The following is a 16,377-nucleotide window of genomic DNA, read 5'->3' on the forward strand; positions in this document are numbered from 1 at the left end:
ATAAAAGGTAGCTAATTCCCCATTAGCCTCAAAAACTCTTGACAAGAATTCTCATCAATACCTATAGACTAGTTGCCAGAAGTCAATTTTCTCTTTCTGGCAAGAAGAGTATTTTGCAAAAGCATGGCAATAGTCATGGGTCCTACCCCTCCTGGGACCGGAGTGATATAAGAGGCTTTTTTAGACACCTCATCATAAGCAACATCCCCAGTTATATAATAGCCTCTTTCCCGGGAGGTATCAGGCACTCTGGTAATTCCCACATCAATTATTACAGCACCATCTTTCACCATGTCTTCTTTCAGGAATCCTGGTACTCCTAATGCCGAAACAATAATATCTGCCTGAAGGGTTATTGCCTTTATATCTTTTGTTCTACTATGGGTTAAGGTTACCGTAGCATTTGCGCCAGCCCCCTTTCTACTTAGTAGAATGCTCATTGGTCTCCCTACAATGTTACTGCGGCCTATAACCACAGCGTGTTTTCCTTCGGTCTTTACCTTATACCGCTTTAAAAGTTCCATGATTCCGAAAGGTGTGGCCGGAATAAAAGATTCCATATCCAAAGCCATTTTACCAAAGTTGGTAGGGTGAAATCCATCAACATCTTTTTCCGGATCTACGGCCATCAATACTTTTTGCTCATCAATATGCTTGGGTAAGGGGAGTTGAACAATATAGCCGTCTATTTCAGGATCTTGGTTCAGTGCATTTACTAATGTTAATAATTCTTCCTCCGTCGTCTCCTCTGGCAAATGTTTAAGTGTTGACTCAAAACCAATTCTATTACACGATCTCACTTTACTTCCTACATAAGTTAGACTAGCCCCGTCGTTACCTACCAGAACAGCGGCTAAATGCGGCACTTTTTCCCCTCTTGCCTTTATCTCGGCAACTTCTTCTGCTATCTCTTCTTTTATTTTATTGGAAGTTTCTTTCCCGTTCAGTATGGTCATAAATCTTGATGTTTATTGCCTTTATTTCATGTTTTGCATCATCTGCATCATTTTCTTACCGCCCCCTCCTTGCATCATCTTCATCATTTTACTCATTTGATCAAATTGCTTAAGTAACTGGTTAACTTCTACAATAGTTCTTCCACTTCCCTTAGCAATACGCTTTTTTCTACTAGCATTGAGTACTGCAGGATTAGAACGTTCCCCTGGCGTCATGGAATGAATTATAGCTTCTACATGCTTAAAGGCATCATCATCTATATCTAAACCTTTCAGCGCCTTCCCTGCACCTGGAATCATTCCCATCAGGTCCTTCATGCTCCCCATCTTTTTTATCTGCTGGATCTGTTTTAAGAAATCGTCAAAGCCAAACTTATTTTTGGCAATTTTTTTCTGAATTTTTCGTGCCTCTTCTTCATCAAATTGCTCTTGAGCTCTTTCTACTAAAGAAATAACATCGCCCATACCCAAAATCCTGTCTGCCATCCTGGACGGGTGAAAAACATCTATGGCATCCATCTTTTCGCCGGTACCGATAAACTTTATTGGCTTGTCAACAACAGACTTTATGGATATGGCTGCTCCTCCTCTAGTATCTCCGTCGAGCTTTGTCAAGATTACGCCATCAAAATTAAGAATGTCGTTAAAGGCTTTCGCTGTATTAACTGCATCCTGTCCGGTCATGGAATCTACCACAAAAAGGATTTCCTCTGGTGAAATTGCCTTGCGAATATTAGCAATTTCTGTCATCATTTCCTCATCCACTGCAAGTCTACCTGCCGTATCTATGATAACTACATCCAAACCTTTTTCCTTGGCAAACGAAATTCCTGCCTCTGCTATCGCTACTGGATTATTATTCTCTCTATCCGAATATACGTCAATCCCAATCTGTTCTCCAACCACATGAAGCTGATCAATTGCTGCCGGTCTGTAAACATCACAGGCCACTAATAACGGTTTCTTCGCTTTTTTGGTTTTTAGGTAATTGGCAAGTTTCCCCGAAAAAGTAGTTTTACCAGACCCTTGTAAACCAGACATCAAAACAACGCTAGGATTTCCGGAGAGTCTAATTCCTTCGGCATCTCCTCCCATTAGCTCTGTAAGCTCGTCCTTAACAATTTTGACCATTAATTGGCCAGGCTGCAGGGAGGTCAAAACATTCTGACCCAGAGCTTTTTCTTTAACCCGGTTGGTAAACTCTTTGGCTATTTTAAAATTAACATCTGCATCTAGTAGGGCCCTTCTAACTTCTTTGGTCGTTTCTGCAACATTTATCTCGGTTATCTGACCGTGACCCTTTAATACATGTAGTGCCTTATCTAACTTCTCACTTAAATTATCAAACATTTGAACTATTTCTTACGTGTATAGAATTGCAAATTTAACAATAAGAATGGGAAGTGGGAAGGTCTTGACCAGAAATAATAAACAGTAAAAAGGGTAACTTCCACTGGAAGCTACCCTTTTCAAAAAAATGTGGGGCAAATGCTTAAATAATTCTTACTAATTCAAGCTGGTCATAACCTCCCCCATCATTCTCGTGCTTCAAATCTACACGCATCTCATCTATTTCCAAGATACTGTAGTCATTGGCTAAGGGATAGAAGTTGCTTCCCTGCTCGAAGGCAAGTATTAATTCTAATTTATTATTGGCATTTCTGAAAACAAACCATCTTCCGGAACTTATCACCATGGAATTCATGTCTCTCACCTCAAGAAGTCCATTTGTATTCATGACTAATGAATAGTCACTATATCCAGAAGTGGTTTCGTCTTCATTTTCAGCAAAGTAGGAAATCGCCCATTCTGTATCTCCAAATATATCTTTGATATAACTCACATCTTCATCGTTATTGTAATCCTGCTCACAATTTCGAATTAAAACAAGCTCATAAAAGGTACCTTCTACGTTAAATTTTAATAATCTATCTTTTAAATCAGACAGCAACCATTCAAAGCTCACTCCAGGTTCGTCGCCCATAGTTATTGCCAAGACTGCTCTACCTGCATTATTCAGTTCTACTGCCCAGGTCCCTTCTATTACATTATTTTCATTACTCAACAAAACAACCCCGCCTTCATTGAATTCAAAAGAATAACCTAATAGTCTATTTAGGTGATCACCATTATTTTTTATTCGCTTAATGATCCATTCACATTCACCTAATATTTCTCTCAAAGTATCCGGATTAGCTTCAAACAATTCACAAGCACTAACCATGATGATTTTGTTTCCTCCTTCGGCAAAAAGCTTAATTTTTCCCTGCTCCAATTCGTAAACCAACCATTCCAGATTGAAATCAACCAAAACATCAAACTCTAGGCTAATTAATACCCCATGATCGGTCATACGTGTAGCCCACTGGCCCATTAAATTGTTCCCTGTTCTATCTTTAACAGTTACAGATCCATTTTCATTGAAATTCATTATGTAATCAAAGAACTGGTCTGTTTGATTAATTTCATCTCTAATAATCTCTTTAATTAACCAAGGACACTTTACCAGTAATTCGTCTAAACGTTCTTTAGTAAAATCATCATCGTTATAATCGTTATCATCGTCTTCATCACAAGCTGCCTTTGTAGTTTCAATAGCATTCGCTAATTCGGCATTAGAGGTAACTTCCAGTTTAGAACCATCATATAATTCTAAGGTTATAGGGAAGTCTATACTAATTAGATCGCTTTCCTGAAGGTTAGCAAAAAATAACCTCAAGTCTTTGTCAGAAGTTACCGTTACAGAACCAGTTTCAACCTCGTTAAGATCAAAGGTGTACAAGGTAATAGGATAGACAAAATCTATACATTCAATATCATCATCCTCTCCTCCTTCAATACATTCCTTAGCCAATGCAATTAGCTCTTCAGAATTATTTATTTCAACTTCTGTAAAATCGGCCAGGGTAATAACTATTGGAAATATTATTTCTAAGATGTCATTGTCATCTTCCAATTCTTCAAATACCTCTTCTATAATTTGCAAACCCTCTTTAGAGTCTACGGTTATTTCAATGCCATTGGCACGAACAGAATAGGGAAACTCAATTGCAAGACAGCTAGCGCCATCTACAATATTGTCATAAGACCCGTCTCTAGAAACTGTCTTTTCCATAAGAAGGGCTGTGGTAGAATTTGCAACAATGGTCTGATTTTCATCGGCCTGAGGCAATTCTTCAAATTCGTCCTGACATCCTGTAAGGGTAAAAAACAAGATGAAAGCAAAAGCATGTAGGAAATTTTTAAAATAATTTTTCATAACGATTTGGATTATTTGTTGTTCCCCTCTAAAACAATTAGGTTTTGAGAAACCCTACCTCATTTTTAATTTTTTTTGAAATATCTTTGGCAAAAACCATCCCCTTTAATAAATCGTATTATGGACAATGTATGTGAGGATGAAGTATTTAGCAACCTCTTTTCTACTCATTCTAAAACGGTATATAACTATATATATTATAAGTTCGGCAATGAAGAGAAAGCATATGATGCCGTGCAAGAGGCTTTTATTAAACTTTGGGAGAATTGCGCCAAAGTTATTCCTGAAAAGGCCAAATCCTATGTTTATACGGTAGCCAATAACCTTTATCTAAATGTAATCAAGGCAGAAAAAGTACGTTTAAAATATGCCAAACCTACCTATGAGATTTCTCACGAATCACCAGAATTTCTTTTAGAAGAGAAAGAATACCAAGCTAAATTAGATGCAGCCTTAAACCGTCTACCTGAAAGTCAAAGAGCTACCTTTTTACTTAATCGAATTGATGGAAAAAAATATGCTGAAATAGCCGAAATGGAAGGTGTGAGTGTAAAAGCTATAGAAAAGAGAATGCATTTGGCCTTAAAAAGCCTAAGGGAAGAAATACATGGCATTTAAAATTTGAACCAAGGATTACCTAATTTTTATAATCCTCTAGGTAGGGTTTTTTATATGCTACTTGTTATAAAGATATAAAGATAGAAATCATGCAAGAGAATTACCTGGCAAAATGGCTTGCTAATGAACTAACAGAGGAAGAACTGGAGCTATTTAAAAAGTCTCCAGAATATGAGTCCTATGTGAAGTTAAAGAAGGCTTCTGCTTCTTTGAAGGCTCCAGATTTTGACAGTAGTAGAGTTTTACGGGCTGTAGAAGCCAGAAAGGATAAAAAGGAGACAAAAGTAATCTCCATTGCTAAACATCCTAAACTATATCGGTATGCTGCGGCCATAGTTATATTGGTTGCCACCTCTTATTTCTATATTTCTACTTTAGACGACAAAGTAAGCACTCAATACGCAGAAAGAGAACAAGTTGTTCTCCCGGATCAATCGGAAATAATCCTTAATGCGGACTCTGAAATAAGCTACAGCAAAAAAGACTGGTCTAGGAAAAGAAAGATTGCATTAGAGGGAGAAGCTTTCTTTAAGGTAGCAAAAGGGAAAAAGTTTACCGTACATACATCACAGGGACAGGTTGCGGTTCTTGGCACCCAGTTTAATGTAGAAAACAGAAAGGACTTCTTTGAAGTAAGTTGTTATGAAGGACTGGTGCAAGTGTCCTATAAAGGTGAAAAAATTGAACTTCCAGCCGGATCTTCGCTTGTAGTAATAAACGGATCTATTACACATACTGAAGTGCCAAAAAATGCCAGCCCATCCTGGTTGTTAAACGAGAGTACTTTTAAAAGTATTCCACTTCTTTATGTGTTGGATGAATTGGAAAGACAATATGATCTTGAAATTAGCACGCAAAATATTGATCTAAATCAGGCATTTACAGGATCTTTTAGCAACACAAGTTTAAATTTAGCGTTACAGAGTATTAGTACTCCCTATCAAATAGCCTATTCTTTGGAAGGGAACAAAGTGCTATTTTATGCTGAAAGCGCCACGAAATAACATACTACTCTTTTGTCTTTTCCTTTTAACACTTGTCTTCTCCGGGAATTCTCAGGATGGCAGTACAAAGGAGCAAATTAAACTTAATCTTTATCTTTTAGAGATTGAATCGGAATACGATATTAAGTTTTCTTTCGCGGACAAGGATTTGGCCAATCTGGAAATCACCGTTCCCAAGCAAGAAACTCTCGAGGAAATTCTGAATGAGATCAGGGCCCAAACCCAACTAGAAATAAATCAACTCAACAATCGCTACTATACAATCTCAAAAACTAAGGAAATTAATATCTGTGGTTATATTTTAAATAACTACAATGAACTAACTGCCTCAGCGGCAACAATTGAGGTATTAAACAGCGATGTGAGCGCTTTGACAGATGCGAATGGCTATTTTTCCCTAAAAACCATCCCAAGGGAAAGTACTATAAGAATTAGACATCTGGGTTTTAAGACGAAATACATCTCGGCAGAAAAGCTTTTATCAGAGAGACCCTGTTCAACTATTTTGTTAAGCTTAAACTACCAACAACTGGAAGAAGTTGTGGTATATAAGTTCCTGACCTCCGGGCTAGCTAAGGAAAAAGATGGTAGTATAAGTCTTCTCACGGATGAGTTTGGAATAATACCTGGTTTAATTGAACCCGATGTACTGCAATCCATTCAGGCATTACCCGGAATTAAGAGCATTGATGAAAGAGTATCAGATATTAACATTAGAGGAGGAACCAACGATCAAAACCTAATTCTATGGGACGAAATTAAAATGTATCAATCTGGTCATTTTTTTGGTCTTATTTCGGCCTTTAATCCTTATTTAACCGGAGAAGTAAGTATCGTTAAAAGTGGTACAAGTGCAGCCTATGGAGATGGGGTTAGCGGAATAATTAATATGAAGTCTAAAGACAGCATAGGAGGCAGACTAATGGGTGGTGCAGGTGTTAATCTAATTAACATGGATGCTTATGGTCAGATACCACTAAGTGAAAAATTAGCATTGCAGTTTTCAGCCAGACGATCTGTCACCGATTTTCTAAATACGCCAACCTATAATCAATTCTCGAAGAGAGTCTTTCAAGACACCAAAATACAGGAATTTGGTAATACGCCTAATCCAGAAGATGTTACTAGCGATGAAAACTTTTATTTCTATGATTTTACAGCCAAGATTTTATATGACATCTCCGAGGAACACAAAGCCAGATTTAGCTTTTTGGCCATCCATAATAATTTGGATTATTTAGAAAGCCAGGCACAATCAGGTAGAACCGATAAAAGTGGTTTAAACCAAACGAACCTTTCTTTTGGAGGTAACCTTTCTAGTGAGTGGTCTAACCGATTCTCCTCTAATTTAAATGCCTATTACAGCAGATATAATTTAGATTCGGAAAATGTAATTAACAACGGAGAACAAGTACTAGATCAAAAAAATGAAGTGATTGAAACTTCTATTAAATTATATACAAACTACAAGATATCATCTAATTTGGGTTGGCTAAATGGCTATCAGTTTACCGAAACAGGCATTACCAATTTTACAGATGTGACCCAGCCCCCCTTTGAAAGCAATATAAAGGGAGTGGTTAGGGCTAATGCTCTTTATAGCGAAATAACCTATGAATCGAGTAATAGCAAGTTCTATGCACGTGCAGGCGGGCGCTTAAACTATTTAGTTAATTTACGATACTTTAATAAGTTTATCCTAGAACCCCGATTTGTAGTAAATTATAATCCAATATCGGACATACGAATAGAAGCTAGTGGAGAGTTTAAAAATCAGATTACAAACCAAATAATTGATTTGGAGCAAAATTTTCTGGGTATTGAAAAAAGAAGATGGATGCTATCAAATGAAAAACAAGATACAGTTCCAGGAAATCCTAACCTTCCCATTGTTACTAGTAAACAAGCAGCGCTTGGTATTAATTACGATAAGAACCAGTGGTTTATTGGTTTGGAAGGCTATTTCAAAAAAGTGGAAGGTGTTAGTACACTAACACAAGGCTTTCAAAATCAAAACCAGTTTAATGGAGAAATTGGAAGTTATGAAGTAAAGGGGTTTGAGTTTTTGATAAATCACAAAAATCGTTTCTTCAGTACCTGGTTAAGCTATACCTATGCACACAATGATTATTTCTTCCCAGATTTAAATCCCAGTTCCTTTCCTAACAATTTAGATATTAGGCATATTGTAACATTTGCCACAACCTACACCCTAGACAATCTAAAGATTGGTTTAGGCGTGAACTATAGAACAGGAAAACCATTTACAGAGCCCTTAGATGGAGATAGTGGTCTAGACCTGGGCACTATCCCAATTTCGATTAACTACCAAGAACCTAACAGCAGCAGATTGCCCGACTATCTTCGCGTAGATGCTTCTGCCTTATACGACTTTAAAATTTCTACACGGGTGAAGGGACAGGGCGGAATTTCTGTTTTAAACGTATTGAATAAACAGAACATACTCAATACTTTTTATCGTGTAAACGCACAAGATGAAATAGAAAAAGTAGAAAACATATCACTAGGATTTACCCCAAATATAAGTTTCAGAATATTTTTCTAAGAAATTTATATCTAGCTTTTATCGAAAACTTCTATCCTATTTACAGAATATTGTAAGAAGTAAGATTATTTATATTTAAGACAAGGCCTGTAAGTCTAACCTGCTAAATTTACATCCTAGCGGGCACATCAATTCCCAACAATAAAAACGAGGAGCGTATAACCTCTCCCACTTTGTGGGCTAATTGCACTCTTAAAGTTCTAATCTCCTTGTTAAGCTCGCCTAAAATTGGAACCTGCTGATAGAAAGAATTAAACTCTTTTACCAATTCGTACGTATAGTTTGCTATTAAGGCCGGACTTAAATTGGTGCCTGCTAATTCTATAACCGAAGGATAGGTTTCTAGAAGTTTTAAGAGTTCTTTTTCCTTCTCATGAATTTCTAGCCCTTTTGAATTCTCCTGCAATAAATCACTTTCATCCATATTAGATTTACGCAAAATGGACTGTATCCTCGCATAGGTGTATTGAATAAACGGACCTGTATTTCCTTGAAAATCAACAGACTCCTTCGGATTAAATAAGATACGTTTCTTAGGATCAACTTTAAGGATATAATACTTTAAGGCTCCGAGACCAATTGTTCGATAAAGCGTTTCTTTTTCCTCCTGTGAATAAGAGTCTAACTTCCCAAGTTCTTCGGAAATTTCTTCAGCTGTTGTTTTCATCTGCTGCATCAGGTCGTCTGCATCTACCACCGTGCCCTCTCTACTTTTCATCTTTCCCTCTGGAAGGTCTACCATCCCGTAACTAAGATGGTATAAGTGTTGCGCCCAGCTGTAACCGAGTTTCTTCAGTATTAGGAACAGAACCTTAAAATGGTAGTCCTGCTCATTTCCTACGGTATAAACCATGCCATCAATATCCGGAAAATCCTTTACTCGTTGGATCGCCGTACCAATATCTTGTGTCATATACACAGCTGTTCCATCGGCTCTTAATACTATTTTTTCATCCAGGCCTTCCTCTGTGAGATCTATCCAAACGCTCCCATCTTCCTTTTTAAAGAAAATGCCTTTAGATAGCCCCTCGGCGACCACATCTTTCCCAAGTAAATAGGTATCGCTTTCGTAATAAAGTTTATCAAAATTTACTCCCAACTCTTTATAAGTTGCATCAAAACCTTTATACACCCATGAATTCATTTTCTCCCATAAAGCAACAACTTCTTCATCTCCTGCCTCCCACTTTCTTAGCATATTCTGGGCTTCTATAAGGATAGGAGCCTTTTTTTCCGCCACCTCCTGTGTTATTCCGTCCTCTACTAATACAGCTACTTCTTCCCTGTACTTTTGATCAAATAAAACGTAGTATTTTCCGGCCAACTTATCTCCTTTTGTACTACTGCTATCAGGGGTTTCCCCCTCTCCATATTTAGACCAAGCCAACATACTCTTACAAATATGAATCCCCCGATCATTAATTATTTGGGTTTTGTAAACTTTTCGACCATTTGCCTTTAGAATTTCTGAGACTGAATAGCCAAGCAAATTATTACGAATATGCCCAAGGTGAAGCGGTTTATTGGTGTTAGGTGAAGAGTATTCTACCATAACAGCCCTGTCTTCTTTAACTTCTTTAAAACCGTAATTATTTCTATTCTTTATTGAATCAAAAAACTCGAGGTAATAACTGTCTGATATGGTAAGGTTTAAAAAACCTTTAATAACATTATAGGCTTCAACTTCCTTGACTCTAGGCACCAAATAGTCCCCAATATCATTTCCTATTTGAACAGGATTACCCTTGATCTGGCGAAGCATTGGAAAAATTACAACCGTAACATCTCCTTCAAAATCCTTGCGAGTAGGCTGAAACTCTACAGAATCTAAGCGCGCATCAAACAAAATTGAAACTGCTTTAATAACTTCTGCCCGAATTACCTCTTGAATATTCATAAAATTTACCCAATTAAGGCTGCAAAACTAATGAATTTTTAGACTTTTATACTGCGATAGGCCCTCTGTTTGCCAAATATTAATACTCCATGCTACTAAATGTTAGTTATAACAACCCATCCATAAAGAAAAAGGTCGAAGAAGCCGTCGGGCCAGTATATTCTTTGAAGGAGCGCTGGGCAATGAAAGGAATTGGCTCACCTAAATTATTTATTACCGATGCCAGCATCCAAATTAGTAATTTGTTAATCCTAGATCAAAACCTAAATACCTGTCAAATTGAAATCAGACCAAAAGGAATAATTATGAGTTTTCGATCTTTATTGGAGACTTATGCCCTAGTAATACCCTATTACAAATTACGAATTTATAAGGGAGATTTTGCTGTTTATTCTGTCTTTATAGACGAATATTTTATTAAAGTGCGGTCTGATACCAAGGCCATTCAAAAGTTTTTTAAAAAAATATTAGACCATAGGGCGGACAACTCCCCAACCAGCATTGAAGACTTATAAGCCATGAAAATACTTCTTACCGGAGCAAACGGATATATTGGAATGCGTCTTTTGCCTTTACTTATCGCAAAGGGGCATGAGGTAGTTTGTGTGGTGAGGAGCGAACAACGATTGTCTATTGATGAGGAAATTCGAAAAAAAATAGACGTCCTAGAAATTGATTTTTTGAAACCCATACCCGATGGGCATATTCCAATAGATATTGACGTGGCTTATTTTTTAATCCACTCCATGAGCTCTTCTACTCAGGATTTTGATCAGATGGAGGCCATGACGGCGAAATCATTTAATGATGCCTTAAGACCTACTCGGGTTAAACAAGTAATCTATTTAAGTGGTATTGTAAACGAAAAGAATTTATCTAAGCATTTAAGATCCCGTAAAAATGTAGAAGATCTTTTATCCGAAGGCCCTTTTAATTTAACGGTATTAAGGGCAGGCATTATAGTTGGTTCCGGAAGTTCCTCGTTTGAAATTATAAGAGACTTATGTGAGAAACTTCCCTTTATGATTACGCCAAAATGGGTTTTAACTAAGACACAGCCTATTGCTATCAGGGATGTAATGAAATTTCTGATCCGCGTTTTAGGCAATGAAAAAACCTACAATGAGTCTTTCGATATAGCAGGATCTGATATACTCACTTATAAGCAGATGTTACAACAATACGCGAGTGTAAGAGGTTTTAAGAACTGGATATGGACCGTTCCTGTTATGACTCCAAAGCTGTCTTCTTACTGGCTTTATTTTGTCACTTCCACCTCCTATAAATTAGCTCTTAATCTGGTGGATAGTATGAAAATAGAGATCATTGCCAAAGACAACAGATTAGAGAAAATGCTGGAAATAAAACCGTATTCCTATAAAGAAGCCATTAAAATGGCGTTTAAAAAAATCGAACAAAACCAAGTCATTAGTAGTTGGAAAGACAGCTTGGTAAGCGGGAGATTTAAAAAGAACCTAGGCAAATATATTCAGGTCCCTAAATTCGGAGTATTGACAGATCGTAAGACTCTGACAATTACTGATCCAGAGAAAGTATTAGATAATATTTGGAAGATTGGTGGGGCTCACGGATGGTATTACGCCAATTGGCTTTGGAAAATAAGAGGAATAATGGATAAGTTTTTCGGAGGTGTTGGCTTAAGACGAGGAAGAACACATCCGAATAAAATATTTCCCGGGGATGCACTAGATTTTTGGAGAGTTATATTAGCGGATAGAGAAAATAAGAGACTACTACTGTTTGCGGAAATGCGCCTCCCTGGGGAAGCTTGGTTAGAATTCAAAATTGAAAAAGATACTTTGATTCAAACCGCCACCTTTAGACCAAAAGGTCTTAAAGGCAGATTATATTGGTATTCCGTACTGCCTTTTCATTATTTTATTTTTGGAGGAATGATCAGAAATTTAGCACTAAATAATTCTGAATAAATAACGTAACATTATTAGGTAGTTAGTCGTCTTAAAAAAGAAATTCAATCTTTATGAAAAGTAAATTATTCTTTATTAGTCTCTCGGTGTTTTTCGTAGGCTTAGTTCAGTTACGAGCTCAAACAATTACTTCCCGGGTAGTAGATAAGACAACCAATAAAGGAATACCATACGCAACGGTTCAATATCAGTCTAATCGCGGAGTAATTACCAATGAAGAAGGAAGGTTTAGCATACAAAATCCTTCGAGTACCAACATGCCAGATTCGCTATACATTTCCAGTATTGGATATGAAAAAATAGCCATCCCTTTAACCGCTGTATTAGATAGTATTCTCTATGTGGAGCCAAAAGCCATAGAGCTAAATGAAGTTTTCCTTTTTGATAAGGAATTAAGTGTCCATGAAATAATAGAGAAGGTTAAAGAAAACATTCCTAAAAACTACGTAGATACCCCAATTAAACAGCGCCTGTTTTTTAGGCAATCCAGTTTGAATACTTTAACGAAATTAAATATCGTCTTTGAGGAGTCTACCATTGAAGAATTAAATAAAAAATTCTTGGATAGTGTTGTATCTATTTTACCAAGAAATGCAGCTTTTTATACAGAAAGTCTGGCTACCTACTATCAGAAGCCAGAGGATAAAAAACTAGAATTAATAAAAGCTGCAGAATTATATGATAAAAATAATGAAGGATCCATGGAGGCCCTATCGGCGAAACTTGAAAGAATCTTTAAAGACAATGTAAAACCAGATTCTTTCCTGAAAATTAAATCTGGCTGGTTTGGGCAAAAAGTACAGGTAGACTCCATATTAAATGAATCCATTAAGGATTCCATTGCCAAGATAGAGCAGGAAGAAAAAGGTGAATTTCCTTTTCTCAGAAATCGAAAAAGAGAATTGGGAAGTCTCTATGCAAGGTTTTTCTATAAAAAAGACTGCAAACTTAACTTTATAAATAAATCTAATAGGTTCAAATTTAGTCTTAAAGGCTATAGTGCCATGGACGAGGATGGGGTTTACATTATTGAGTTTGTACCAAAAAGATCCGAAGATTTCCAAGGCACTTTATATGTTAACATAGAAGATTTTGCAATTATGAGAATCGACTATGAGAATGTAAAATCTTTAAAGAAAATTAAATTGCTGGGCTTCTCCTATGAAGAGGTATCCTACAAAGGAACTAGTATTTATGCCAAGGATAGTGATGGGACCTATAATTTACGTTTTCTCGATAAAACACTGGGAAGAAATATGGGTGTTAGGCGTCCATTAAGTGTCATTGAAAAGAACAAATATGTTAAAGGCAAAAGAAAGCAAAATGAGCTTTCTATGGAAATTGATTTAATTAATTTCAATACCGAGAAATACGAAATTATTGTATTTGACACTGAAAATATTAGTGCAGAAACCTTTGAATCGATAGAGGAAAATCCGTCGGTTAAAGCCACCTATTTATCGGAATACGATCCAGAATTTTGGGAAGGTTTTGACATTGTAGAGCCTAATAGTGCTATCCGGGAATTTAGTATTACTAAATAGGTTCTCAGAGGAAGTATTTCTAGAACACATAAATCCTTATCTTTAGTTTTCAATTTATTCTTATTAGAAAACTCTTTCAAAATAACAAGCTTCTCATTGTTTCTTTAGGGCTGCTTATCGCTCTGGCGATTATAGGAAGTAGTTTTACACTTCAGAGTTATAATTTCATAGAAAAAGTTTCGCTATGGGTAAGAAATAGCTTTGGGTACTTCTATCTCTATCTTGGTTTAGGATCCGTATTGTTTGCCGTAGGCTTGGCCTTTTCACCATGGGGTAAAATTAAACTGGGTAAGAAAGAGGAAAGACCAGCACATAGTTTTTGGAGTTGGTTTTCGATGCTTTATAGTGCCGGGATGGGTGCGGGAATACTTTTAAGAGCGGTTCAGGAACCAGTATTTATGAGAGAAAATCCCCCTATTCCGGCGCATGGCAGTAATGAGATTTTAGCTCTTGAATATACCTTTTACCAGTGGGGATTTACCCCCTGGGCTTTCTACGGCTTATTTGCAGTAGTAATTGGCTATTCACTTTTCGTACAAAAACAAGAAGTAAGGATTAGTACTTCACTCAGAGGAGTATTAAAGAGGCAGATGATACTCCAGGGCATAGATATTATTGCCATCCTAACTACCGTTTTTGGCCTAATAGCCGCCATAGCCTTGGGAGCAACACAAATAACTGGTGGATTGAGCTATTTAGGGGGGACTGACCTGGGATTAGAATGGACTCTTAGCCTAACTTTTATCATAACCCTTTTGGCATTCATTTCCGCTTGGAGAGGGCTAAATAAGGGGATAAGAATCCTTTCCATAGTCAACATCTGGTTAACGTTATTGTTATTAGTGCTGGTGTTTTTATTTAGCGATATGCTGTCTGTGGTGTATTTCTTCTTTATTGCATTTGGCCACTATTTAATAGACCTAATTCCGATGAGCCTAGCAATTGGCAACTACAATCCAGGAATAGTATTTTTAACGGATTGGACATTTTATTATTGGGCATTTTGGCTTTCTTGGGCACCATTTACCGGTATATTTATCGCAAGAATATCGAGAGGAAGAACCCTGGCACAAACCCTTTTAGGGGTAATGATAATTCCTTCTATAGGCACCTTTTTTTGGTTTACTACTTTCGGCACTTCTGCCTTTAAGCTTATGGATTCCGCCACTACTAACTTAGACTTTAGTAATGTATTTACCTCGATATTCATTTTTTTAGAACAGTACCCTCTTGGCCTTATACTATGTATAATGACCCTTATTCTGTTAGTGGGCTTTCTGGTTACTTCCGTGGATTCGGCTGTTTTTGTGCTGAGTATGTTTACGGATAAGGGTAAAAAGAACCCTCAAAAGTCGCACAAAATCCTGTGGGCCGTGGTGATTCTAATAACTACTTCTGCCTTATTAGTGTTGGGAGATGTCAAAGCGGATATTAGCGTTCTTACTGCCATACAGAAATTACTAATTATCACTTCGCTCCCTTTCTCATTCCTACTAGTGCTTCTACTATTTGGATTTGTAATTAATATGAAGAAGAAATAAACTAACGCTTGGGCAAGAATACTTCGGCCATCATACACCGCGCACTGCCTCCTCCACAAGTTTCAATGGTGTCCAAAGAACTATGTAATATTGGATTGTACTTTTCCAGCTTTTTAATTTGTTCTTTTGTTAAGGATTTATAAGCAGCACTACTCATAACCAAATAGCGATTTTCGTCTTTATCAGCCACTTGGAGCATGTTTCCTGCAAAATGATGCATCTGTTCTTCCGTGATACTAATTATTTCCTTACCATCATTTTTTAAATGGTTAAGTACATTCTTTTTTTCCTTTTTATCGTCGATAGAATCAAGACAAATAACGGCGTACTTCTCTCCCATACACATCATCACATTGGTATGATAGATAGGTAATCTTTCATTTTTTACAGTTTGAAAGGCCCCGAAAATTACCGGTGTACATTCAAAATCTTCGCAAAATTCAATAATCAATTCCTCATGGGCTCGATCGGATAAAGCACAATATACTTTTTCATTTAAACGATCCATAAGAATACTACCTGTTCCTTCCAGAAATAAATTGTCTTTCTCAGCAGAAGAGTAATCTATCACTTGCTCAATATGAAATCCTCTTTCCTCTAAAGTGTCCAAAAGATCTTCCCTACGTTCTTTCCGTCTATTTTCCGCAAACATCGGATATAGTACTACGGTGCCATTGGCATGAAAGGAAATCCAATTGTTGGGGAATATAGAATCTGGCGTATCATTTTCCAGAGTATCCTCGATTACAATTACCTCAATACCATTCGTTCGGAGCACTTCTACAAAAGCATCAAACTCCTTTTGAGCAGCCAGGTTTACTGCCTTGTTTTTCATGGAAACATCTTCCATAAAATAATTGTTAACTGCGGTTTGCTCATTCATCCTGAATGCCACAGGCCTAATCATTAAAATGGTATTTGTAATCTGTTTCATTGGCTAAAAAAATAATGGCGCAAAATAGTCAATTCCTACATAATTTTATCATAATTCTTAGAATAAGAAAGATAAGATTTGCAGACAATAATTACTACATATGCCCTGC

The 16,377-nt window shown here is 36.9% G+C and carries 12 protein-coding genes; 7 read left to right on the top strand and 5 right to left on the bottom strand.

The genetic code is table 11. The annotated features are described in order from the left end of the window. Window positions 1-68: 68 nt before the first annotated feature. The 3 genes from folD to PXG98_RS09280 form a co-directional block, all read right to left on the bottom strand. Window positions 69-956, bottom strand: coding sequence for a bifunctional methylenetetrahydrofolate dehydrogenase/methenyltetrahydrofolate cyclohydrolase FolD (folD, locus tag PXG98_RS09270; RefSeq protein WP_276390498.1), 888 nt, complete (start codon window positions 954-956; stop codon window positions 69-71). Between the two features lie 21 nt (window positions 957-977). Next, a complete protein-coding gene (gene ffh, locus PXG98_RS09275; protein WP_276390499.1) occupies window positions 978-2,306 on the bottom strand; it encodes a signal recognition particle protein in 1,329 nt (442 codons plus the stop codon). Window positions 2,307-2,448: 142 nt separating this feature from the next. After that, window positions 2,449-4,215 carry a hypothetical protein gene (locus PXG98_RS09280; RefSeq protein WP_276390500.1) on the bottom strand — a complete coding sequence of 589 codons (1,767 nt, stop codon included), beginning with the start codon at window positions 4,213-4,215 and terminating at the stop codon, window positions 2,449-2,451. Between the two features lie 120 nt (window positions 4,216-4,335). On the opposite strand from PXG98_RS09280, the gene PXG98_RS09285 reads away from it, so the two are divergent. The 3 genes from PXG98_RS09285 to PXG98_RS09295 all read left to right on the top strand — a co-directional run bounded on the left by PXG98_RS09285 (window position 4,336) and on the right by PXG98_RS09295 (window position 8,403). Continuing rightward, entirely contained in the window at window positions 4,336-4,833 is a 498-nt protein-coding gene (locus tag PXG98_RS09285; RefSeq protein WP_276390501.1) for an RNA polymerase sigma factor, read from the top strand. Window positions 4,834-4,922: 89 nt separating this feature from the next. Continuing rightward, on the top strand, window positions 4,923-5,837 hold the full coding sequence (locus PXG98_RS09290) for a FecR family protein (protein ID WP_276390502.1): 915 nt from the start codon (window positions 4,923-4,925) through the stop codon (window positions 5,835-5,837). Then, entirely contained in the window at window positions 5,815-8,403 is a 2,589-nt protein-coding gene (locus tag PXG98_RS09295) for a TonB-dependent receptor (protein ID WP_276390503.1), read from the top strand. The genes PXG98_RS09290 and PXG98_RS09295 overlap by 23 nt, the downstream gene beginning before the upstream one ends. 109 nt (window positions 8,404-8,512) lie before the next feature. On the opposite strand, the gene argS is transcribed toward PXG98_RS09295, so the two are convergent. Continuing rightward, on the bottom strand, window positions 8,513-10,300 hold the full coding sequence (argS, locus tag PXG98_RS09300) for an arginine--tRNA ligase (RefSeq protein ID WP_276390504.1): 1,788 nt from the start codon (window positions 10,298-10,300) through the stop codon (window positions 8,513-8,515). An 89-nt stretch (window positions 10,301-10,389) separates the two neighbouring features. Between argS and PXG98_RS09305 the strand changes: the two genes are divergently transcribed. The 4 genes from PXG98_RS09305 to PXG98_RS09320 all read left to right on the top strand — a co-directional run bounded on the left by PXG98_RS09305 (window position 10,390) and on the right by PXG98_RS09320 (window position 15,334). Further along, complete coding sequence (locus PXG98_RS09305; RefSeq protein WP_276390506.1) at window positions 10,390-10,815, top strand: hypothetical protein; 426 nt, start codon at window positions 10,390-10,392, stop codon at window positions 10,813-10,815. Window positions 10,816-10,818: 3 nt separating this feature from the next. Next, window positions 10,819-12,249 carry an SDR family oxidoreductase gene (locus PXG98_RS09310; protein WP_276390508.1) on the top strand — a complete coding sequence of 477 codons (1,431 nt, stop codon included), beginning with the start codon at window positions 10,819-10,821 and terminating at the stop codon, window positions 12,247-12,249. Between the two features lie 53 nt (window positions 12,250-12,302). Next, the gene (locus tag PXG98_RS09315; RefSeq protein ID WP_276390510.1) at window positions 12,303-13,793 is read left to right on the top strand and encodes a carboxypeptidase-like regulatory domain-containing protein; all 1,491 of its coding nucleotides are present in this window, start codon (window positions 12,303-12,305) and stop codon (window positions 13,791-13,793) included. Between the two features lie 95 nt (window positions 13,794-13,888). After that, window positions 13,889-15,334 carry a BCCT family transporter gene (locus PXG98_RS09320; RefSeq protein ID WP_276390789.1) on the top strand — a complete coding sequence of 482 codons (1,446 nt, stop codon included), beginning with the start codon at window positions 13,889-13,891 and terminating at the stop codon, window positions 15,332-15,334. Between the two features lies 1 nt (window position 15,335). Here the strand turns inward: PXG98_RS09320 and ctlX are convergent, their stop codons facing one another. After that, on the bottom strand, window positions 15,336-16,268 hold the full coding sequence (gene ctlX / locus PXG98_RS09325) for a citrulline utilization hydrolase CtlX (protein ID WP_276390511.1): 933 nt from the start codon (window positions 16,266-16,268) through the stop codon (window positions 15,336-15,338). Window positions 16,269-16,377: the final 109 nt, after the last annotated feature.

Origin of the sequence: Eudoraea chungangensis, from assembly GCF_029360665.1 — a bacterium.
GTDB lineage: Bacteria > Bacteroidota > Bacteroidia > Flavobacteriales > Flavobacteriaceae > Eudoraea > Eudoraea chungangensis.

Coding starts and splice junctions, on each gene's coding strand:
- PXG98_RS09305 (WP_276390506.1), top strand. CDS start 10,390: ATGCTACTAAATGTTAGTTATAACAACCCATCCATAAAGAAAAAGGTC.
- PXG98_RS09295 (WP_276390503.1), top strand. CDS start 5,815: ATGCTGAAAGCGCCACGAAATAACATACTACTCTTTTGTCTTTTCCTT.
- PXG98_RS09315 (WP_276390510.1), top strand. CDS start 12,303: ATGAAAAGTAAATTATTCTTTATTAGTCTCTCGGTGTTTTTCGTAGGC.
- PXG98_RS09290 (WP_276390502.1), top strand. CDS start 4,923: ATGCAAGAGAATTACCTGGCAAAATGGCTTGCTAATGAACTAACAGAG.
- PXG98_RS09285 (WP_276390501.1), top strand. CDS start 4,336: ATGGACAATGTATGTGAGGATGAAGTATTTAGCAACCTCTTTTCTACT.
- ctlX (WP_276390511.1), bottom strand. CDS start 16,268: ATGAAACAGATTACAAATACCATTTTAATGATTAGGCCTGTGGCATTC.
- argS (WP_276390504.1), bottom strand. CDS start 10,300: ATGAATATTCAAGAGGTAATTCGGGCAGAAGTTATTAAAGCAGTTTCA.
- PXG98_RS09310 (WP_276390508.1), top strand. CDS start 10,819: ATGAAAATACTTCTTACCGGAGCAAACGGATATATTGGAATGCGTCTT.
- folD (WP_276390498.1), bottom strand. CDS start 956: ATGACCATACTGAACGGGAAAGAAACTTCCAATAAAATAAAAGAAGAG.
- ffh (WP_276390499.1), bottom strand. CDS start 2,306: ATGTTTGATAATTTAAGTGAGAAGTTAGATAAGGCACTACATGTATTA.
- PXG98_RS09280 (WP_276390500.1), bottom strand. CDS start 4,215: ATGAAAAATTATTTTAAAAATTTCCTACATGCTTTTGCTTTCATCTTG.